Annotated in this window: 17 protein-coding genes; 11 read left to right on the forward strand and 6 right to left on the reverse strand. The window is 64.2% G+C overall.

Going from position 1 to position 19,812, the window contains the following annotated elements; all coding sequences use genetic code 11:
• Positions 1-104: 104 nt before the first annotated feature.
• The 5 genes from DX923_RS05910 to DX923_RS05930 all read left to right on the forward strand — a co-directional run bounded on the left by DX923_RS05910 (position 105) and on the right by DX923_RS05930 (position 5,341).
• Positions 105-1,034 (forward strand): PAC2 family protein, encoded by a 930-nt coding sequence (locus tag DX923_RS05910; protein ID WP_116113380.1) that lies wholly within the window; start codon positions 105-107, stop codon positions 1,032-1,034.
• 118 nt (positions 1,035-1,152) lie between these two features.
• On the forward strand, positions 1,153-1,845 hold the full coding sequence (locus tag DX923_RS05915; RefSeq protein ID WP_116113381.1) for an EcsC family protein: 693 nt from the start codon (positions 1,153-1,155) through the stop codon (positions 1,843-1,845).
• A 111-nt stretch (positions 1,846-1,956) separates the two neighbouring features.
• Positions 1,957-2,976, forward strand: a complete 1,020-nt coding sequence (locus tag DX923_RS05920) for a DUF4192 domain-containing protein (RefSeq protein ID WP_162872809.1) — start codon at positions 1,957-1,959, stop codon at positions 2,974-2,976.
• Between the two features lie 147 nt (positions 2,977-3,123).
• A complete protein-coding gene (locus tag DX923_RS05925; protein ID WP_162872810.1) occupies positions 3,124-3,561 on the forward strand; it encodes a universal stress protein in 438 nt (145 codons plus the stop codon).
• A gap of 205 nt (positions 3,562-3,766) precedes the next feature.
• A complete protein-coding gene (locus DX923_RS05930; RefSeq protein WP_240322771.1) occupies positions 3,767-5,341 on the forward strand; it encodes an RNA polymerase sigma factor in 1,575 nt (524 codons plus the stop codon).
• A gap of 145 nt (positions 5,342-5,486) precedes the next feature.
• On the opposite strand, the gene DX923_RS05935 is transcribed toward DX923_RS05930, so the two are convergent.
• Positions 5,487-6,011 (reverse strand): type II toxin-antitoxin system PemK/MazF family toxin, encoded by a 525-nt coding sequence (locus tag DX923_RS05935; RefSeq protein ID WP_116116186.1) that lies wholly within the window; start codon positions 6,009-6,011, stop codon positions 5,487-5,489.
• Between the two features lie 190 nt (positions 6,012-6,201).
• Between DX923_RS05935 and lepA the strand changes: the two genes are divergently transcribed.
• The 5 genes from lepA (at position 6,202) to hemW (ending at position 12,948) form a co-directional block, all read left to right on the forward strand.
• A complete protein-coding gene (gene lepA, locus DX923_RS05940) occupies positions 6,202-8,040 on the forward strand; it encodes a translation elongation factor 4 (RefSeq protein ID WP_116113388.1) in 1,839 nt (612 codons plus the stop codon).
• Positions 8,037-8,819 (forward strand): tRNA (guanosine(46)-N7)-methyltransferase TrmB, encoded by a 783-nt coding sequence (gene trmB / locus DX923_RS05945; RefSeq protein WP_116113390.1) that lies wholly within the window; start codon positions 8,037-8,039, stop codon positions 8,817-8,819. The genes lepA and trmB overlap by 4 nt, the downstream gene beginning before the upstream one ends.
• Positions 8,820-8,880: 61 nt before the next feature.
• Complete coding sequence (locus DX923_RS05950) at positions 8,881-10,389, forward strand: hypothetical protein (RefSeq protein ID WP_116113391.1); 1,509 nt, start codon at positions 8,881-8,883, stop codon at positions 10,387-10,389.
• A 46-nt stretch (positions 10,390-10,435) separates the two neighbouring features.
• Positions 10,436-11,635, forward strand: coding sequence for a hypothetical protein (locus DX923_RS05955; RefSeq protein WP_116113393.1), 1,200 nt, complete (start codon positions 10,436-10,438; stop codon positions 11,633-11,635).
• Between the two features lie 47 nt (positions 11,636-11,682).
• The gene (gene hemW, locus DX923_RS05960; protein WP_116113395.1) at positions 11,683-12,948 is read left to right on the forward strand and encodes a radical SAM family heme chaperone HemW; all 1,266 of its coding nucleotides are present in this window, start codon (positions 11,683-11,685) and stop codon (positions 12,946-12,948) included.
• Positions 12,949-13,208: 260 nt separating this feature from the next.
• On the opposite strand, the gene nadC is transcribed toward hemW, so the two are convergent.
• From nadC to DX923_RS05985, 5 genes are all read right to left on the reverse strand, one after another.
• Complete coding sequence (nadC, locus tag DX923_RS05965) at positions 13,209-14,033, reverse strand: carboxylating nicotinate-nucleotide diphosphorylase (protein WP_240322772.1); 825 nt, start codon at positions 14,031-14,033, stop codon at positions 13,209-13,211.
• Positions 14,034-14,044: 11 nt separating this feature from the next.
• Complete coding sequence (locus tag DX923_RS05970; protein WP_116113398.1) at positions 14,045-15,592, reverse strand: L-aspartate oxidase; 1,548 nt, start codon at positions 15,590-15,592, stop codon at positions 14,045-14,047.
• Between the two features lie 12 nt (positions 15,593-15,604).
• Complete coding sequence (gene nadA, locus DX923_RS05975; protein ID WP_116113400.1) at positions 15,605-16,600, reverse strand: quinolinate synthase NadA; 996 nt, start codon at positions 16,598-16,600, stop codon at positions 15,605-15,607.
• Positions 16,601-16,718: 118 nt separating this feature from the next.
• A complete protein-coding gene (locus DX923_RS05980; RefSeq protein WP_116113401.1) occupies positions 16,719-17,678 on the reverse strand; it encodes an NUDIX hydrolase in 960 nt (319 codons plus the stop codon).
• 25 nt (positions 17,679-17,703) lie between these two features.
• On the reverse strand, positions 17,704-18,594 hold the full coding sequence (locus DX923_RS05985) for a DUF3097 domain-containing protein (RefSeq protein ID WP_116116187.1): 891 nt from the start codon (positions 18,592-18,594) through the stop codon (positions 17,704-17,706).
• Positions 18,595-18,751: 157 nt separating this feature from the next.
• Here DX923_RS05985 and hrcA point away from each other — a divergent pair, with 157 nt between their 5' ends.
• Positions 18,752-19,789, forward strand: a complete 1,038-nt coding sequence (hrcA, locus tag DX923_RS05990) for a heat-inducible transcriptional repressor HrcA (RefSeq protein ID WP_116113403.1) — start codon at positions 18,752-18,754, stop codon at positions 19,787-19,789.
• Positions 19,790-19,812: the final 23 nt, after the last annotated feature.

The following is a 19,812-nucleotide window of genomic DNA, read 5'->3' on the forward strand; positions in this document are numbered from 1 at the left end:
TGTGGCGCAAGGCACGACAGGGAATCGACGGGTTCCACGAGGCGTTGAACGACATGAACGCGCCCACGGCGCGCGCAGACCGTGACGAGAGGAGGAGAATCCAAATGCGTGATCCTCGCGAGCTGTACCACTTCGAGACCGACACCGACATCAGCAGCTTGCATGCCACGGTGATGTTGGTGGCCTTCTCCGGATACCTGGACGCCGGCGGGACCCAGCGGATCCTGGTGAACCACCTGTTGTCGACCCTCGAACACCGGGTCGCTGCGACCTTCGACGTCGATCAGCTCTTCGACTACCGAGGACGTCGACCCTCGATGACTTTCGAGGAGAACCGGTGGACGGCCTATGACGACCCCACCCTGGTTCTCTACGAGGTCGTCGATGACGAAGGCACCCCTTTTCTGCTGCTGACCGGCCGGGAACCGGATTATCAGTGGGAAAGAATGGTCGAAGCCGTCCGCGGAATCATCGATCGATTCGGGGTCGAGCTGGTCACCACCGTCTACGGCATCCCGATGGCGGTGCCGCACTCCCGGCCGCTGTGGGTCACCGCGCACGCCACAGACGAGCATCTCGTTGCTGGAAAAGAATCGGTCTTCGGCAAGGTCAAAGTTCCTGCCGGGCTCTCCAGCCTCCTGGAGCTGAGGCTCGGGGAAGCGGGACGACAGGCCATGGGGTTCGCGGTCCATGTTCCCCACTACCTGGCACAGGCTGATTTTCCTTCGGCAGCGCTCGCCGGGCTGGAAAATCTGGTGTCCTCTACGGGCTTGAATCTGCCGGATGCTGCTCTGCAGATCGCCTCTGCGGACAATCAGCGGGCGATCGCGGCAGAGGTGGCGGGGACGGAGGACGCTCCTGCGGTGATCGATGCCTTGGAGGAGCAGTACGACACCTTCGTCTCCGGGCGGCAACGTAAGGCGTTGTTGGCCGGAGACGATTCCTTGATCCCGACTGCAGAGGAATTGGGGGAGGAGTTCGAGGCCTTCCTGCGTAGTCAGGACGAGGACCGGGGCGGAAGTTCCACCTCCTGACTGCAGTGGTCGGCCCGTGGACAGCAGGTTTGCTCAGGTGTTCGTGGGGCATGGAGCGCAGGAAGCGGTCTCGGAAGTCCCGAGATCTCAGGCTGGCTGACATTTCAGGAGGAGAAGCGTGGGCGTCTTCGACAAGCAGGGTGGCTCTCGTCCGACTCAGGACGTGGCGGCACCGGAGGGGGTCACGGGGTCGGCGGCCAAGCTCGTGGAGCGCCTTCTGACGATGGGGATCGAGGGCAAGGGACACTTCGAGTCGGCCGAGGCGGTGGCCCGGGCGGCCCAGGCGAAGAAAGGCTCCGCGGAGGCAGCTGTGGACGCGGTCGTGCGCGATCACCTCAAAATTTGTGCTGCCAGTGGTTTCGTCACCGGGCTCGGCGGTTTTATCACTCTGCCGGTGGCTCTGCCGGCGAATGTTCTGGGTTTCTACATCGTCGTGACCAGGATGTCGGCTGCCGTGGCCTATCTACGTGGCTACGATCTGGCTCGCCCTGAGGTGAGGTCGGCGGTCCTGCTTTCCTTGGTGGGCGCTGATGCAGATGATGTCTTGCGTAAAGCCGGATATGCCAGTTCCGGGAGGGTTGCCACAATGGCTGCCGAGCGGCTGCCTGGCCCGGTGCTGATGGCGGTGAACAAAGGCGTCGGATTCCGCTTGGTGACTCAGTTCGGGAAGAAGAGCCTGACCAAGTTGGGCCGCGGGGTTCCTTTGGCTGGAGGACTGTTGGGTGCTGGGCTCGACGGTTTCATGTGTAGGCGTATCGCAAGCCATGTTCGTACGGAGTTTCCTCGTCGTGATCGGCCGATGACTCCCTGACCTGGCATCCGGGTTCCGCTGCGATCCACAAGGACAGCGCGAGAGGGGCTCCGTCCACATGTTTTGTCCGGGGAGGGCATAGGGGAGCGTCGGCTGTCGAGGATGTCGTTCATGACATCTGTGGTGCACGTCAATCGGCCGGAGGAGCTCGCGGTCGCTCTGCCCTACCTTCTGGGCTATCGCCCTACCGATTCCGTGGTGGTGGTCGCCATGCGTGGTCACCGGGTCGGAGTGATCCAGCGGCTTGACCTGCTTCCGCCGGGGGAGTGCTATCCCGTTCAAGCCTTCGACGTGCTGTGCGCCGTGTTGTTGAGCGACGGCTGTGACGGCGCAGTGCTCGTGGAGTTCGCGGACGAAGGGCCGTCGGCGGATCACCTGTTGACGCAGGTGGCGGCGGCTTTGGAAGACGGAGGTATTCCGGTCAGGGAGAGCATCGTGGTCCGGCGGGGAATGTGGAGCGCGGGTGAGATGGTCGGAAAGGACAGGTCTTTCCGGCCGCTCCCCGCGGCGGAGGATGTTCCTGCGGTGGCCACGTGTGTGTTGTGGGGCGTCTCACCGTGGCCGAGCCGAGCAGCGATGGCGGATTCTTTGGAGCCAGCGCTGGACTCCCCACGTTATGCGCCGGTCGATTTCTCGGTCTTGGGTGAGATGGATGTCCGCGATGTCTACGAGGCCTGGGCCTGTCTGCTGGGCGTGGCAGGTGATCTGCAGCCGGAGCATCTTCCACTGGATAGCGTTTGGCGAATAGTGCTCTCCACACATCGCATTGCGATGCGGGACGAGCTGTTGGCCTGGTTGTGCCCGGAGTTCTTGGGCGGGGAAGAGGATGGATTGGGGCGGGATCCGCGCATGGCCGTCCTGGGCGCGCCGCCAGATCTGTCTACGGCTGAGGGGCAGGAAAATGCACGGGGAATGACGCATCGAATGATCCGTTTCGCTCGTTGTCTGCCGGAGCAGGACCGAGCCGGTCTGCTGGTGATGATGGCGGCTTACTCCTGGCAGCAGGGCCAGGGTGCCTTGGCTCGGATCTGTGTGGATCGAGCGCTGTCCATCGATGCGACCCATTCGCTGGCCAGGTTGCTCGGCGCGGTGATCGCCCACGGGGTGAAACCGTCGGAGTCGCACTGCTGAGGATGCTTGGACCGGTATGCGCTGCTCAACGAAATCAGTGACACACCAGAGTGTTTCAGGGGGAGCTGTTTTTCTCCCGTCTACAATCGGCTGATTGTTGCTCCTCCAGGTCGGTTCGGTCGGCCGGAGCCAGTAGAAGGAGGCCTGGTGACCGTCCTCGTCGGAGTGTCGAGTGCCCCTGAAGGGCTGGCTGCCTTACGGGCTGCCGTGGACGAGTGCCTGGCCCGTCGGTCGGGGCTGGACGTGCTGTCAACCACACCGCGGAGCCCGTCTGCTTCCTCGCAACAGCAGGCTGCGGCTGAAATCCGCCAGGATCCGGTGTGGGCCGAGGAGCTGGAGAAGGGCCGTCGGCGGTTGTCCGACGCCGGACTGGAGCTGATCGTTCACGAGGTCTCGGCCACGGATCGGACATCGGCGATGCTCGACTTAGCTGACCAGCTCGTCACAGACCTCGTCGTGATCGGTGTCAGACAGCGGACTCCAGTGGGGAAACTGCTGGTCGGATCCCATGCGCAGAGACTTCTCCTGGAAGCCTCTTGCCCGGTCCTGGTGGTCAAAGCACCCGGCCGGGATCGCCCCGAGTAGGCGGTATTGACATCTCGGCCTTTATAATGTTCAGCAGATGGTCGGCCGGAGACCTTTCGCCAGAGAGCGACCTATCCATAAACGCCGGCGACCGCCCCGATCCCAGCGACTACGAACACGTGCGTGTCCTTCATGATGCGCTCTGGACCTGCACGCTCAGGGGCGATACAGGTTCTGTGATGACGAAAGGTGTCGGTGTAAACACGTGCCGAACGGATCCGCCACGACGTCCCGGTCACGCTCCAGCAATCTAGGGGGTGCCGAGCCCGCCGTTGCCAAGGTAGTGAAAACAGCTGCCCGCAGCCGGGTGGTCTCGGCCGAAGTCCTCAACGAAGCGTTGGACGCAGACGGGGTCAAAGGGCCGCGACGACGTCAGATCGTCACCGCTCTCACCGGCAATGGGGTGACGATCGAAGGCGAGGTGCGACTGACTGCACCTCGTGCGCCGCGCGCCAGTGCTGCTAAGGCCAAGGCCGCCGTCGACAGTGAGGAAGCTGCGCCGAAGAAACGAGCGGCACGCAAGACCACGGCGAAGAAGACGACGGCGAAGAAAGCCACGGCCAAGAAGACAGCGGCGAAGAAAACCGCAGCCAAGAACGGCGAACCTTCCGAGGAGATCGACGTCGAGATCGGCGACGAGGTCGACCTCGAGAACGAGGCCCACGACATCGACGGTGTCGAGATCGGCGGGGAAGGCGCCGAGGACCAGGAAGAGGAGTCCGAGGACGAACCGTCGCGTCGTCGTACCGGTGCTCGGGGGGCTCGTGGACGTAACACTCAGGACTCCGAGGACGAGCCTGAGGAACGGGGCTTCGTCCTGCGTGATGGGGACGACGACGACGCCCCCGCGCAGCAGGTCGTCACCGCTGGAGCGACAGCTGACCCGGTCAAGGACTACCTGAAGCAGATCGGAAAGGTCGCCCTCCTCAACGCCGAGCAGGAGGTCGAGCTCGCCAAACGGATCGAAGCCGGTCTGTTCGCCGAGGAGAAGCTCAACTCCGGTGAGGAGTTCGACAACAAGTTCAAGCGTGAGCTGTGGTGGATCGCTCAGGACGGCCGTAACGCCAAGAACCACCTCCTCGAAGCCAACCTTCGTCTCGTGGTCTCCCTGGCCAAGCGGTACACCGGCCGGGGCATGCTCTTCCTGGACCTGATCCAGGAAGGAAACCTGGGACTCATCCGCGCTGTCGAGAAATTCGACTACACCAAAGGATTCAAGTTCTCGACGTATGCGACCTGGTGGATCCGTCAGGCCATCACCCGGGCCATGGCCGATCAGGCCCGCACCATCCGTATCCCGGTGCACATGGTCGAGGTCATCAACAAGCTGGCCCGTGTCCAGCGCCAGATGCTGCAGGACCTGGGCCGCGAGCCCACTCCGGAGGAGCTGGCCAAAGAGCTCGACATGACTCCTGAGAAGGTCGTCGAGGTCCAGAAGTACGGTCGCGAGCCGATCTCCTTGCACACCCCGCTGGGCGAGGACGGCGATTCCGAGTTCGGTGACCTCATCGAGGACTCCGAGGCCGTCGTGCCCGCCGACGCCGTGAGCTTCACCCTCCTGCAGGAGCAGCTGCACTCGGTGCTGGACACCTTGTCCGAGCGTGAAGCCGGAGTGGTGTCCATGCGTTTCGGACTCACCGACGGTCAGCCGAAGACCCTCGACGAGATCGGCAAGGTCTACGGTGTGACCCGCGAGCGGATTCGTCAGATCGAGTCGAAGACGATGAGCAAGCTGCGTCACCCGTCGCGCTCCCAGGTGCTGCGCGACTACCTGGACTGACCTTTCGGTCTACGACATGGTTCCGCCCGCGGCCTGAGACCGCGGGCGGAACCGGTTCCTCGTGCAGGGCTCTCGGGAACCACGGGGAGCGTCTTCTGTCACGGATTTTCCCGGTCTGAATGCGTTTCCCCAGGTGGGAAGCGAATTAACGTCGGCGCGACATCTCCGCGCAGACCTTGTCGAAACGTGCGCGATCGAGCTTGGCACCGATACGTCGTACGGAGGACGGCGCCAATCTGACCACCCGGTTCACCCTGACCTCGGAGGGTCTGCCCCGGGAGTCCCAGTCCCCGGTTCCGATGTCGGTCCAGTAGCGACCGACCGAAGCTTCCTGCCGGGCATCACGGTCATGATTTTTACTGGTCACCGGCAGAGCCAACAGCCAGTCCTTGTCCCGGCCGATGATCAAGGCAGGACGGTCCTTTCCCTGGGAATGGTCTTCCTCGTAGGGCACCCAGGCCCAGACGATCTCTCCGGGATCGGGCTGGTCGTCGTCGACCGGGGCGTAGCGGGGTCGTAAAGGGCCGGTGAAATCACCCGGGTAGATGCGCGGAATCCCGCTGTTGGCCTTCAAGCTGTCCGGACCAGCTGGTTCTCCCGATGGAGAGCCGACACGACCGGCACCGAGCAGAGTCCGTGCGAGGGAGCGGAGCACAGCTTTGATGTTCATCACGACCCAGTGTGCCCTGCCTGGTCCGTGCACGGCCCCTCCCGTCTTTCGGGGGCCATGGATGGGTGCGGGGAGAACCTGTCAGGCATGGGATGATGAAGAATGATCCGCCGGGATTCGTGACCTGATCTGGTCCGTCCTGGCCGCGCCGCACCCCTGACGCCCGAAGGGAACCCAACACGTGTCACCGATGGCCCGCACCGCGCTGCAGCCGCACGCGACGCCGCCCGAGCTGATCCGCAATTTCTGCATCATCGCTCATATCGACCACGGGAAATCCACCTTGGCCGATCGGATGCTGCAGATCACGGGCATCGTTGAGGAACGCGCTATGCGGGCGCAGTATCTCGACCGGATGGACATCGAACGTGAGCGCGGCATCACGATTAAGTCCCAGGCGGTGCGCATGCCCTGGGCCATGGACGAAGCGACCTACTGCCTCAACATGATCGATACCCCTGGTCACGTCGACTTCACCTACGAGGTCTCCCGGAGCCTGGCAGCCTGCGAGGGGGCCATCCTCCTGGTCGACGCGGCTCAGGGCATCGAGGCCCAGACCTTGGCCAATCTCTATCTGGCGATGGAGAACGACCTGGAGATCATCCCGGTTCTGAACAAGATCGACCTTCCTGCAGCGCAGCCCGAGAAATACGCCGAGGAGCTGGCAGGCCTGATCGGTTGCGACCCCGACGACGTACTCCACGTGTCAGGAAAGACCGGCCAGGGGGTCGAGGAGCTTCTCGACCGGATCGTGTCCCGGATCCCTGCACCGACAGGCGATCCGGATGCGCCGGCCCGGGCCATGATCTTCGACTCCGTCTACGACACCTACCGGGGTGTGGTGACTTACGTCCGGGTCGTGGACGGCAATCTCAACCCGCGCGAACGCATCCTGATGATGAGCACGAAGGCGACGCACGAGCTGCTGGAGATCGGAGTCTCCAGCCCCGAGCCCGAGCCGTGCAAAGGCCTGGGCGTCGGTGAGGTCGGCTATCTGATCACCGGTGTGAAAGACGTACGCCAGTCTCGGGTCGGTGACACCGTGACCAACCTGTCAGGGGCCTCTCTCCAGCCGCTGAGCGGATACCGGGATCCCAAGCCGATGGTGTTCTCCGGGCTGTACCCGATCGACGGTACCGACTATCCGTTGCTGCGGGACGCCCTGGACAAACTGAAACTCAACGATGCCGCGCTGGTCTACGAACCGGAGACCTCCGCCGCGCTCGGTTTCGGTTTCCGCGTGGGATTCCTGGGTCTGCTCCACCTGGAGATCGTCCGGGAACGTCTGGAGCGCGAATTCGGATTGGATCTGATCTCCACTCTCCCGAACGTGGAGTACGACGTGACGTTGGAGGACAAACACGTCGTCGAGGTCACCAACCCCAGCGAGTTTCCCGACGGCAAGATCGCGGAGGTGCGGGAACCTGTGGTTCGGGCCACGATCCTGGCCCCCAGCGAATACATCGGGGCGATCATGGAGCTGTGCCAGCAGCGCCGAGGCACCCTCCGTGGCATGGACTACCTCAGCCCGGAGCGGGTTGAGATGCGGTACACCCTGCCGTTGGCTGAGATCGTCTTCGACTTCTTCGACCAACTCAAGTCGCGTACTCGGGGCTATGCCAGCCTGGACTACGAACCCGACGGCGACCAGGTGGCCGACCTGGTGAAGGTCGACATCCTGCTGCAAGGCGAGCAGGTCGACGCCTTCTCCTCCATCGTGCACAAGGACAAGGCCTATGCCTACGGCGTCTCGATGGCGACCAAACTGCGCAAACTGATTCCGCGGCAGCAGTTCGAAGTGCCCATCCAGGCGGCCATCGGCAGCCGCATCATCGCCCGGGAGAACATCAGAGCGATCCGTAAGGACGTCCTCGCCAAGTGTTACGGCGGTGACATCTCCCGGAAGCGCAAACTGCTGGAGAAGCAGAAGGAGGGCAAGAAGCGTATGAAGATGGTGGGCCGTGTCGAGGTCCCCCAGGAAGCCTTCATCGCGGCGCTGTCTTCCGAAGAGGTGGAGACGAAGAAGTGAACGATGCCCTGTCACCCGGGGTGTCTTCCGGATCCGGCGGAGTGCCCGGTGAGTCCGTTCGGCTTCCCTACGGTCTCCGCCGTGAAGTGGTCTCTTTCGCGCGCCGCGACGGGCGGGTTCATCCGAAGATCGCCAAGGCCTGGAGCACAGAACACGAGGCATTGCTGGTCCCGGCGCCGCGGATGGACCGGGATGCTTCCTTGGACCCCGCATGGAAGCTGGACGCACCTTCCGTCTTCGGCAGGCAGGCCCCGCTCGTAGTGGAGATCGGTTCAGGTACCGGAGAGGCCATCCTGGCTGCGGCCGCCGCACACCCTGAACTGGACCATCTCGCTGTGGAGGTCTATCGGCCCGGCGCGGCCAAGACGGCGATCCGGGCTCACCGTCGTGGTCTGACGAATGTGCGGATCCTGCAGGCCGATGCGGCAGCTCTGCTGCGTACAGGCCTGGATGAAGCCGCAGTCTCCGAGATACGAATTTTCTTTCCCGACCCCTGGCGTAAGGTCAAACACCATAAACGTCGTCTGGTGAACGAGAGCACCATCGACGGTATCGTTCGGGTCCTGGTCGACGGCGGATGCCTACGTCTGGCCACCGATTGGGCCGAGTACGCCGACCAGATGTTCCAGGTCGTGTCCGGAAATGCCGAGCTGAACAATCCGTACGAGGGCTTCGCGCCACGATGGCCCGGTCGACCGGTCACCCGTTTCGAACGTAAGGGGACCGAAGCCGGACGTTCCGTATATGACTTGGAATTGATTCGTCGACAACGGGATTGACGAGAAAGGTTGGCATCTCTCACCAGTTTTGCCCATCGCCATATTGGTACATGATGGGCCCATGACTGTTGCTGGTGAGGCACCCACACCACACCCCGGTGCGGGCACCGTGAGCGGAAGCGTGCACGAGACACTCACCCTGCTGGCCCAGGCGCAGGAACTCGCGGACACCCTGCGAGCCGACGCCGAATCACAGGCCGCGCAGGTTCGTGAAGAAGCTCGACGCAGCCGACGAGCGATCAGCGCCGCCGCCGGCGAACTCCAGGAACTCCAGGAACGCATAGCCCAGGCGAGGGTCAACGAACACAGCATCATGGCGCGAGCACGTGAGGACGTCGACGCGCTGATCCGCGACGCCGTCGATCAGGCTGCGCTCGTCCAGACCAGAGCCGCTCGAGCTGCGGAGGACGCCATCCAAGCAGCACAGATCACCTCTCGTCGGCAGCGTGGCGAAGCCGAAGCCGAAGCCGAAGCGATGATCTCCCGGGCGCGACGTGAGGCTGAGGAACGCCACTCCCTGCTGATGGCGCTCGCCGCAGAACAGACCCGGGTTCTCACCGCAGGACGAGCCGCCACCGAGATAGACATCGCCGAGTCGCTCCACCAAGCCGAGAAGAGCAGCAAACAGATGCTCGACGAGGCCGCTGCCGAGTGTCTCCGGCTCACCACGTCGACCGAAGAAGAAACCAATCGGCGGCGGGAAGAAGCCGACCAATACAGCTCCCGGACGCGCGCCGAAATCGAAGAAACGCTCAGAGACGCTCAGAGCAAGGCTGATCGGATGATCGAAAAAACCCGGCGAGAATCAGCGGAATTGCTGGCTCAGGCAGAAGAACAACTGGTCTGGGCTACCCGGACCGCTCAAGCACTGGTCGAACGGACCGAGGAAGAGCTCGCCGCACGTACACGCAAAGAACACCGAAAACTGAGTACGCATGTACACGTGATCCGGGACGAAGTGACTTTACTGCTCACCAATGCGCGTACCCGATCTGCCGAGCGGATGGCCCAGGCGGAGTCCGAGGCCGTGCGGCGCCGGGCCGAGGCCGAAGACGCCCAGGGCGCGGCCCAGAGCGAAGCCGAGGAAACCATCGCTGCGGCACAACGACAGGCCGAGGAGATCCTTGCCGCAGCTCGTTCCAGAGGCGAGGAGATCGAACGACGAGCTCAACGACGTACCGACGAAGCTGAGCGTGCTGCTGCGGCAGTGCGTGAGCGCATCGGACGCGAAGCCGAACGTCTGCACCGTGAAGCGTACGAATATCATCGGACAGCCCGGTCGGACATCCTGCAGATGAGCAGAGAAGCCCAGGAGCGGTCCGAACGACTCCGTGAGGAAGCGGAGATGGCTGTCAAGCGGGCACGTGGCGAGGTCCAGTCCTTGGCCACGCAACGCGAGGACATCTCTCGTCAGCTCGGAGAGTTGTCTGCAGTGATCGAGGCCCTGAGTGTGCCCGAAAAAGGCGGGGGCGTAATGTCATCTGACCGGGTGGGTGATACGGAGGTTCCCAGCGACCACGTCCCCGACGGTCAGACCCCTTTGGACACTTCCCGGCGAAGTGGCCGGTGAAAGTGCCTCCCATACTTGATTCGACTACGTCCGACAAGGAGCTTCGATGAGCACCGATGGAGCAACCCAGCATTTTGCGACTGTCTTCCGCGGGTTCGATCCTGGGCAGGTCGAAGCCGCACTGACGGCAGCGCACGAGAACTTTGCAGCCGCACGCGAGGAATGCTCGCGGGTCCACCTGCAATTGACTTCCGTCCAGGGAGAACGTGACGACCTCAAGCGTCGGCTCACCGATGCTCAGGTCCGCCTGGACGCACGCGCCTCAGAAGCGGCCTCGGCCCATGACGATCTGCAGCGACAGATCGAAGAACTGCAGGCCAAGAACGAGAACCTGCAGAACATGCTCAGCGACCGCGACGAAAATGTCGCCAAGCAGAACAACTTCGAGCACCTCGGTAAGCGGGTCGGCCAGATCCTGACCTTGGCCGAGCTCGAGGCTGAATCACTGACCGCGAATGCCCACGCAGAAGCGGAGAAGCTGCGCGAGGATGCCGTCGCTGAAGCCGAACTGACCCGGCGGTCCGCCGAGCAGTACGGTACGGAGATCCGTGAGCGTGCCGAGACCGAGGCTGAGCAGGTAGTGCTCGAGGCACGGGAGAATGCTGCGGCCATCGTCGACGAGGCCGTGCGTGACGCCGCCGCCCGCCGTGAAGAAGCCGAGGCCTACTACGAGCGCCAGCGTGCAGTGGCCTCCGAAGCAGCCGCCGAGTTCGAGCGGACACTGAGTCAGCGTCGTGAGCGGGCGACCCACGAGTTCCAGGTGGAGATCTCAGCCCGGGAAGAAGAGCTGCGTCGGGTCGTCGAGCACACCGAGGCGCTCCGCGACGAAGCCGAGCAGGAGCGTCAGGAGGCCGCTGCCGAGGCGACACACCGACTCCAGGAAGCTCGCGAGCAGGCCCAGGAACTGCTCGACACCGCTCGTGCGCAGGCCGAACGCGTTCGCCGCGAGTCCGAGCGTGAACTGGCCGCAGCGATGGCACGTCGTGACTCGATCACTTCGCAGCTCAGCAACGTTCGTAGCATGCTGGCCACCTTCGGGCTGGGCGCAGGAATGGGCGAGGAACAGCTGGCTGCGATGACCCAGGCCACCGAGCAGAAGATAGCTGCGGAGGCGGGCGAGAACGGGGAGAAAGCCGAGCCGGAGAAGGATGCCGTGGCCGAGGGCGAGCAGGATGCTCAGGACGTCTCGGTTGAGGTCGAGAAGCCTGCTGAGCAGGCAGGTAAGCCGGAGGCGGTCAAGAATTGAGATCCTGGTCAGGTGACGGCGGCACGATCACGGAAGAAGCGTGACACGTGCCGTCGCCACCGTCGGGTGAACCCCTGCCCGCGAATGGCGCGCTCTCCGAGGAAGCCCTGGGCAGGGGGCAAGAAGGCCCCTTGGGGATCTATGTCCATGTGCCTTTCTGTCGAGTGCGCTGTGGTTACTGCGATTTCAACACGTACGTACCTGCTGATCTGGTCTCTGCGCCCGCAGATGGTGCCCTTGCAGAGCAACGTGACCACTCCGGTACGAACCCCGCCACATATGTCGATGTCCTGAGCAGGGAGATCGAACTCGCGGCCGGTGTTCTCGGGCAGACCACACGTTCGCTGTCGACGATCTTCGTCGGCGGTGGGACACCGACGTTGCTCCCGGCGCGTGATCTGGTGCGCGTCGTGGAGCTTCTCCGGTCGACCTTCGGGTTCGTGGACGGGATCGAGATCACCACGGAAGCGAACCCCGACACCGTGGACAGCGCCTACCTGGGCGCGCTTGCCGAAGGTGGGTTCACCAGAGTCAGCCTGGGTATGCAGTCCGCGGTCCCCCATGTGCTGCACACCTTGGAGCGGACCCACCGACCGGAGAATGTCGCCAAGGCAGTGAGTGCTGCTGCAGCGGTAGGTTTGGCGACCAGCGTCGATCTGATCTACGGCGCACCCGGTGAATCGCTGGACGACTGGCGACGGAGCCTGGAAGCGGCCATCTCCCTGGAACCCGACCATGTCTCGGCCTACGCGCTCGTCGTGGAAAAAGGGACCCGGATGGCGACACAGGTCCGCAGGGGAGAGCTTTCCGCGCCCGATGACGACGACGAAGCAGACAAGTACGAAATTGCTGATGACTTGCTCCGCGAAGCCGGATACGACTGGTACGAAGTGAGCAATTGGGCGCGGACCGCAGCCGGGGTCTGCCGCCACAATCTCGGCTACTGGCGGGGCGGGCACTGGTGGGGTTTCGGACCAGGTGCGCACAGTCACATCGGCGGGACGCGGTGGTGGAATGTCCGTCACCCGCGGAGCTATGCCCAGCGGGTGAATCGGGGGCTGTCGCCGGCGGAGGCCGGAGAGACCCTCACCGAGGAACAACGGTATGACGAGATGGTGCTCTTACGATCGCGGCTGGCCGAAGGACTGCCCGTGCGCATGCTTCGCCAGGATGAACGTAGCTCAGTCAGGGCTTTGGCTGAGGACGGTCTGATCGAGCACGCTCCGCTCTCAGAGCCGCAGGACGAACCTCGTGTGGTGTTGACCCGGCGGGGACGGCTGCTGGCGGACACCGTGGTACATCGGTTGTTGTGACTCCGAGGTGAGCGAATGCATCGGGGGTCGGACGGGTTTCGTACTCGTCCGACCCCCTGTGCATCCGGATCCGTGACGTGTTGCATCGTCGATGCCGACTTCGACGTGCGCCGACCGATCGGATACTGACCGACGGAGATGCTCTCCGTCGGTCACATTCATGATGGCCTGCTACAACAAGGGATGTTGACGGAGGCCTGACCGCTCTCAGTCCGCAGGAAAAATTGTTCTCACGGCCTTCTGAGCGAACATTCGATCTTTCAGTGAAGGTAGTCCAGTCCGATGTCGAGCACCGGCGCGCTGTGCGTCAGCCAGCCGACGGAGATCAGGTCGACGCCGGTCTCGGCGATATCGCGTACCGTCTGCGGAGTCACCCGACCGGAGGCCTCGGTGACGATCTGCCCGTCGACCAGTTCCACAGCTTGTCGCACCTGAGCGGGGGACATGTTGTCGAGCAGAACGGCATCGGCCCCGGCATCGAGTACTTCCTCGATCTGGTCGAGGCTGTCGACCTCCACCTCGATCTTGACCAGGTGGCCCACCCCCGACCGGGCATCGCGCACTGCGCGCGTGATCGACCCGGCGAAGGCCAGATGGTTGTCCTTGATCAGCACTGCATCGTCGAGCCCGTACCGATGATTTGCCCCTCCTCCGGCACGGACCGCCGCTTTTTCCAGGGCTCGCAGGCCAGGAGTGGTCTTACGGGTGCAGCAGATCTGCGTTCTGGTTCCTGCGACTGCCTCGACGAAAGAGGCCGTGGTGGTGGCGATCCCGGAGAGATGCCCGAGGAAGTTCAGGGCGACGCGTTCTCCGGTCAGCAGAGCGCGCACTGGGCCGGTGGCCACGCCGATCACCGAGCCAGGTTGTAAGCGAGCTGAATCCGGAAGATCCGCTTGGAAGTCGACCTGGGGGTCGACCAGTTGCCAGGCCAGCCGAGCACACGCGAGACCGGAGAGAATCCCCTGGTCGCGGGAGACGAGTGCGACGCTGCCGACCAGGTCGGCCGGGATGATCGAGTCGGTGGTCAGATCGCCGGCTCGGCCGAGGTCTTCCAGGAGTGCGGTACGTACGGTTGGTTCGAGCATGAGATCCAGCATCAAGCGCTCCTGTTCTGCGCAGCCGAAGAGTCGATCTGGGCCAGGGCCTCGGGGACGGTGAGAATGGTGTGGGTGGGGGTCTTCCCTCCAGGATGATCGGTGCGGCTGTGCCCACCCCGGGATTCGTTGCGTAGCAATGCTGACCAGGCAATCATCAGGGCAACCAGGTGTGTGTCATCGTGCTGTGCCTCTGGCCGCAAAGCAGCCAATACAGTACGGAGTCCTTGCTCGTCACGGAGCACCCCGCAGTGCTGTTCCATGAGTTGTCGTAGTTCCTTGGCCGGTGCCGCTCGTGCCCGGCGGAAGCTGTCCGGGAGTCTGTTCTCGCGGAGGTGGAGCCCCCACCCGGCGGACAAGACCGACGAGGACGCATCTTGGGGAGTCTTCTCCGCTCGGACGCGCAGGTCGTCAGCTGCTGCTTGAGCGGTGACCACGGCCTCGAGGAGCGAGTTGCTGGCCAGCCGGTTCGCGCCGTGCAGACCGGTGGAGGCGACCTCCCCGACAGCCCACAGGCCGGGGACTGTCGTTCGCCCGTTCGTATCCACGACGAGTCCGCCCATGTGGTAATGCGCGGCAGGACGAACCGGCAGCGGATCGACGGACGGGTCGAGCCCGACGTCGAGACACCGGGCCGCGACGGTGGGAAATCGTCGGCCGAAATGTCCCCCCTGCAAGGACTGGGTGTCCAGGTAGACCCGCCCGCCGTGGTCGATCCGGTCTGCGACGGCTCGAGAGACGACGTCCCGAGGAGCGAGGTCACTGCTCAACAGGTGTCGTCCCCGTTCATCGACCAGCCTGGCCCCTTCGCCGCGGACGGCCTCGCTGACCAGCGGCATCGGGTCTGTTCCGGCGACCAGCGCGGTGGGGTGGAACTGGACCATCTCCAGGTCACGGGCGAGAGCGCCGGCCCGTAACCCCAGCGCGAGGCCACTTCCCCAGGAACCGCGGGGATTGGTGGTGTGGGCGAAGAGCCCGCCGAGGCCTCCGGTGGCGAGGACGACGTATTCGGTGGGGATGACTCCCGTGGTGGCCCCGTCGACGACGATCCCTTCGACGGCGCCGCCAGAGTTCAGCAGGAGCTGACAGGCCCGGGTCTTTTCCACCACGGTGACCCAGGGGCTGTCGCGCACTGCTTCGGCGGCAGCCTTCGTGATGGCGTGCCCGGTGGAGTCACCATCTACGTGCACGATGCGACGGCGATGGTGGGCCCCTTCCAGCCCGAGCGTCAGAACGCCGTGTGCGCGGTCGAAGGGGACGCCCAGTCCCTGCAGGTACTCCACGACTCGGGGCCCGCGGGAAATGATGTGGCGTACCGCTTCCGGTTCGCACAACCCGGCCCCGGCTGCGATGGTGTCCTGGATGTGGAGTTCGATGTCGTCGTCGGGGCCGACCGCTGCTGCGAGGCCTCCCTGGGCGAGATCGCTGGAACAGTCCGCGGCGAATGGCCCTGCGGTGATGAGCAGGCAGGGGTGGCCGAGTTCGAGGGCGGTGACGAGTCCGGCCAGCCCGGAACCGATGATGACCGGTATCGGTGATGTCGAGGACATGGGTGGCTCTTCTCAGGAGAGGGCGAGCATTCGGGAGACAGCTCGGTAGGCGCCCTCGGAGACGTCGGGGTCCAGGTGGATCTCGTGGGTGTCGGTCTCCAACGCGCGGCGGATGGCGGTGAGGGTGTTGCGTTTCATGTGGGGGCACAGATTGCAGGGGCGGATGAGCTGGATGTCTGGGTTTGCTGCGGCGAGGTTGTCGCTCATGGAGCATTCGGTGATGAGGGCGACCAGCGAAGGACGCTGTTTCTCGACGTAGCTCTGCATCTGTGCGGTCGACCCGGCAAGGTCGGCCGCCGCGATCACGTCGGGAGGACATTCGGGGTGTGCGAGGATCCGGACCCCGGGGTGTTCTTCGCGAAGGCGGTGCAGGTCTGCGGGGGTGAAGCGTTCGTGGACTTCGCAGCTGCCTTCGTAGGTGAGGATCTCGATGCCGGTCTGAGTGGCGATATTGCGGGCGAGATAGCGGTCGGGGATCAGCAGCGCACGGGGGCGGGCCATTCCCGCAGTGACGGATTCGACGATACGAGCGGCATTTCCACTGGTACAGCAGATGTCGGAGGCGGCTTTGACCGCAGCTGAGGTGTTGACATAGGTGACGATCGGCGTGTCGGGGTGCTGCTCACGCAGTGCCTGGACGTCTTGGGCGGTGATCCCGTCGGCCAGTGAGCATCCGGCTGAGGGGTCGGGGATGAGGACAGTTGTGTTCGGGTTGAGCAGTTTGGCGGTCTCTGCCATGAAGTGGACCCCGGCAACAACGATGACGTCAGCGTCGACATGTTGCGCTTCTCGGGCCAGCGCCAGGGAGTCTCCGACGATGTCCGCGACGGTGTGGAAGATCTCCGGGGTCATGTAGTTGTGGGCCAGGACGGTGGCCTTTTTCTCTGCCTTGAGCTGCCAGATCGCTTGGACGTCGTCGATCATGGTGGCCCATTCGACGGGCGGTATCACGTGGCTGACTCGCGTGTACAGGTCGTCCGCACGGGGAATGGTGAGGCTGGCAGACATGGTCCCTCCCGGGGTGGGCCGTGGCAGCGATCGGGTTCGTTAATGCTGAATATGAGCATAAGCACTCGGCGCCTGCTGTCAAGGCCATATGTCCGTGGTGCCCGACGCCGTCAGGCTCTCAACGTTGGCGTACCTGCGGCAGGCGAAGCCCTACCCCAGGCCGCTCAGAAAGGACATCGGCACGGAAGCGCACCAGTTTCGCCGGCCGACCCCCAGTGGCAGCCATCCGTCCACCGGTCTCCTCCACCAACTCCTCGGACTCGACCAGGCGTCGGAAATTCTGCTTGTGCAGCAAAGTCCCCGAGAACGCCTCCACCACCGTCTGCAACTGCCCCAGGGTGAAAGTCGGCGGCATCACCTCGAAGACCACCGGTCGGTACTGGATCGTCGACCTCAGCCGACTCATCGCCGTCGCCACCATCCGGCGATGATCCGAACGCATCGACCGCCCGGTCATCTCCCTCGCCTTCGCGAGATCTGTCGAGCCGCTCTCCGAGGTGCCGGCGCGCGCGGCACCGAGGGACTCCGGTAAAAGTCCTGCTTCCCAGAGCAGTTCGTAGCGGGCAAGGCAGTCCTCCGCATGCCAGGCCCGCTCCCCGTCGCCGAAAGCAAGTCGTAGCCGGGTCGACCGGTCAGCCACCACCTCGGCACGAGCCGCTGATCGAGCCCAGGTGGACAATCGGCCCCGCAGCTCGGCCAGGATCGTCTCCGTGCGAGCTCTGCGCCGGTCCTCCCAGGGGAAGAGCTCGTACCAGGGACACCAGCGTGCCGCACCGTCGGTCGGCGCGGTCGGGCGGGACAGTCCGATGTAGGACACCGAGATGACTCGTTCGTGCGCACCGATACGTTCCCGGTCCGCGAAGGTGTAGAGCTGTTCCACGAACCCCAACCGAAGCCCGGTCTGTTGTTCCACCCACGTCCGCAGCCCCGCTTGCAAGGAGCGGTGATCGGCCAACAGCGGGCCACTGGGCAAGGCGAGGACCCCGTCAGAGGCGCCGACGGTGAGAACCTGGGGGACGCCGGAATCGACCGTGGCGATGACGGCGACGACTTCGGTGGTCAGTAACTGGAGAGCCACAGGGTCAGCTTGGCACTCCAGTGCCTCAGTCGGGAATCCCGGAGGGGTCGACCGTCACGAAGTCGATCAGCTCTTCCACCGGTGCCAGGAGCTCGGGTTCCAGGTCGGTGTAACCGCGGACGCAGCTCAGGATCCGTCGCCATCCCTGAGCCACATCGGCCTGGGTCTGGTGCTCCCACCCCAGATGCGCCAGTATGCCGTGCTTCCAAGGGATCTCTCGAGGGACCTGGGGCCATGAACTCAGGCCCAGACGGGAGGGGCGGACCGCCTGCCAGATGTCCACATAGGGGTGGCCCAGGATCTTGATGTGCGCTCCCTGCGGACGCATCTCCTCGACCGCGGCGACCAGCCGCGACTCCTTGCTGCCAGGAACGAGATGGTCGACCAGCACGCCAAGTCGGCGTCGTGAGGTGGGGGCGAACTCCTGCACGTAGTCCGCCAGATGGTCGACCCCCTCGATGTACTCCACAGCCACGCCCTCGATCCGTAGATCGTCGCCCCAGATCTTCTCCACCAGCTCGGCGTCGTGGCGGCCCTCGACGAGGATCCGAGAGGCTCGGGCCACTCGGGCCGGGGCATCAGCGACGGCTCTCGAGCCGCTGGCCGTTCGAGAGGCTGCGTGTCGGCGTTCGGCCAGTTCGGCTACTTGCGGGGAGGCCGGCGGAGTCAGAGTGACCGGGAGCCCGTCGAGCAGGAAACCAGGCCCCAAGGGGAAGGCCCGGACGTGTCCTCGCCGGTCTTCCAGGTGCACCACGTACATGCCACCGGCTTTCTCCACGGTGACCACTGCGCCGCACCAACCTGTGGTGGCTTCCTCGACGACCAACCCCGGCTCGGCCTGCTGGTCGGTGGATCGGCCTCTCTTCGGCGTTCGCCAGTCACCGGTGAGCGGATCGATGTCATATCGAGAGTTCACGATCGGCATCGTAGACTGGCACTCGGTCGGTGCGAGTGCCAACGGTTGCGGGGGAGGTCACCTCGGCGGGTCCCATTGCGGGGCTCCATGTCGGGCAGTTCGCCGGTCAGGCGCCGGACCAGGGACGGTGTCAGGAGACGGTGGAAAGGAGGCCGCCATGAGTGAGGAACGCCGGATGGCAGTGCTGCGAGCCATCGTGCAGGACTATGTGCGTACCTCTGAGCCGGTGGGCAGCAAAGCTCTTTTGGACCGGCATGCGCTCGGGGTCTCTGCCGCGACGGTGCGCAATGACATGGCCGCACTCGAGGAGGAAGGGTTGATCACTGCACCGCACACGAGTGCAGGACGGATCCCCACCGACGCCGGTTACCGTCTTTTCGTCGATCAGCTTTCCGAGGTCAAACCACTGTCGGTGGCCGAACGGGCAGCGATCGCCGACTTCCTCTCCGGAGCCATCGACCTCGATGACGTGGTGGAGCGGACGGTTCGACTGCTCGCCTCGCTCACCCATCAGGTCGCGGTCATGCAGTATCCGTCGCTGACTCGCAGCTCGGTGCGACACATCGAACTGGTCGCGATCGGGCACGACCGGCTGATGGTGGTCCTCATCCTCACCACTGGACGGGTGGAACAACGGATCATCGAGTCGGACTGCGACCTGCGGACCGTGGCAGGCGAGGAACAACTCGCTGATCTGCGCTCCAGGTTCAACACCGAAGCTTGCGGACGAACCCTGCCCGACGCAGCGACCCGGCTGTCCATGTTGCCCGACGACCTGCAACCTCAATACCGCGATTTGGCCAGAGCGGTCGTGCGAGCCCTGGACGACGCACTCGTCGAGGAACGGGAGGAACGCGTGGTGATGGCGGGCACGGCCAATCTGGCACGCTTCTCACCGGATTTCCCATTGACCATCGGCCCTGTGCTGGAGGCGCTGGAGGAACATGTCGTCCTCCTGAAGCTCTTCGGTACGCTCGCCGCCGACGGACCTTCGTCAGGCGTTGCGGTGAGCATCGGGCGGGAGAATGATCATCTGGGGTTGTTGGGCACCTCTGTGGTGACCACCGGGTACGGTACGGGACGCGATGTGGTTGCCGGATTGGGCGTTCTCGGACCGACCCGCATGGACTATCCCACGACGATGGCCTGTGTCCGGAGCGTGGCGACCTATGTCAGCAAGATCCTTGCGTCCTGAGCGGACGTCATCCATGAACGACA

Origin of the sequence: Austwickia chelonae (assembly GCF_003391095.1) — a bacterium.
Classification (GTDB): domain Bacteria; phylum Actinomycetota; class Actinomycetes; order Actinomycetales; family Dermatophilaceae; genus Austwickia; species Austwickia chelonae_A.

Excerpts from the sequence above, each read along its gene's own strand:
- DX923_RS05910 (WP_116113380.1), top strand. The coding sequence starts at position 105 with ATGCGTGATCCTCGCGAGCTGTACCACTTCGAGACCGACACCGACATC.
- DX923_RS05920 (WP_162872809.1), top strand. The coding sequence starts at position 1,957 with ATGACATCTGTGGTGCACGTCAATCGGCCGGAGGAGCTCGCGGTCGCT.
- DX923_RS05935 (WP_116116186.1), bottom strand. The coding sequence starts at position 6,011 with ATGAACATCAAAGCTGTGCTCCGCTCCCTCGCACGGACTCTGCTCGGT.
- lepA (WP_116113388.1), top strand. The coding sequence starts at position 6,202 with ATGGCCCGCACCGCGCTGCAGCCGCACGCGACGCCGCCCGAGCTGATC.
- DX923_RS05950 (WP_116113391.1), top strand. The coding sequence starts at position 8,881 with ATGACTGTTGCTGGTGAGGCACCCACACCACACCCCGGTGCGGGCACC.
- DX923_RS05955 (WP_116113393.1), top strand. The coding sequence starts at position 10,436 with ATGAGCACCGATGGAGCAACCCAGCATTTTGCGACTGTCTTCCGCGGG.
- nadC (WP_240322772.1), bottom strand. The coding sequence starts at position 14,033 with ATGCTCGAACCAACCGTACGTACCGCACTCCTGGAAGACCTCGGCCGA.
- DX923_RS05970 (WP_116113398.1), bottom strand. The coding sequence starts at position 15,592 with ATGTCCTCGACATCACCGATACCGGTCATCATCGGTTCCGGGCTGGCC.
- nadA (WP_116113400.1), bottom strand. The coding sequence starts at position 16,600 with ATGTCTGCCAGCCTCACCATTCCCCGTGCGGACGACCTGTACACGCGA.
- hrcA (WP_116113403.1), top strand. The coding sequence starts at position 18,752 with ATGAGTGAGGAACGCCGGATGGCAGTGCTGCGAGCCATCGTGCAGGAC.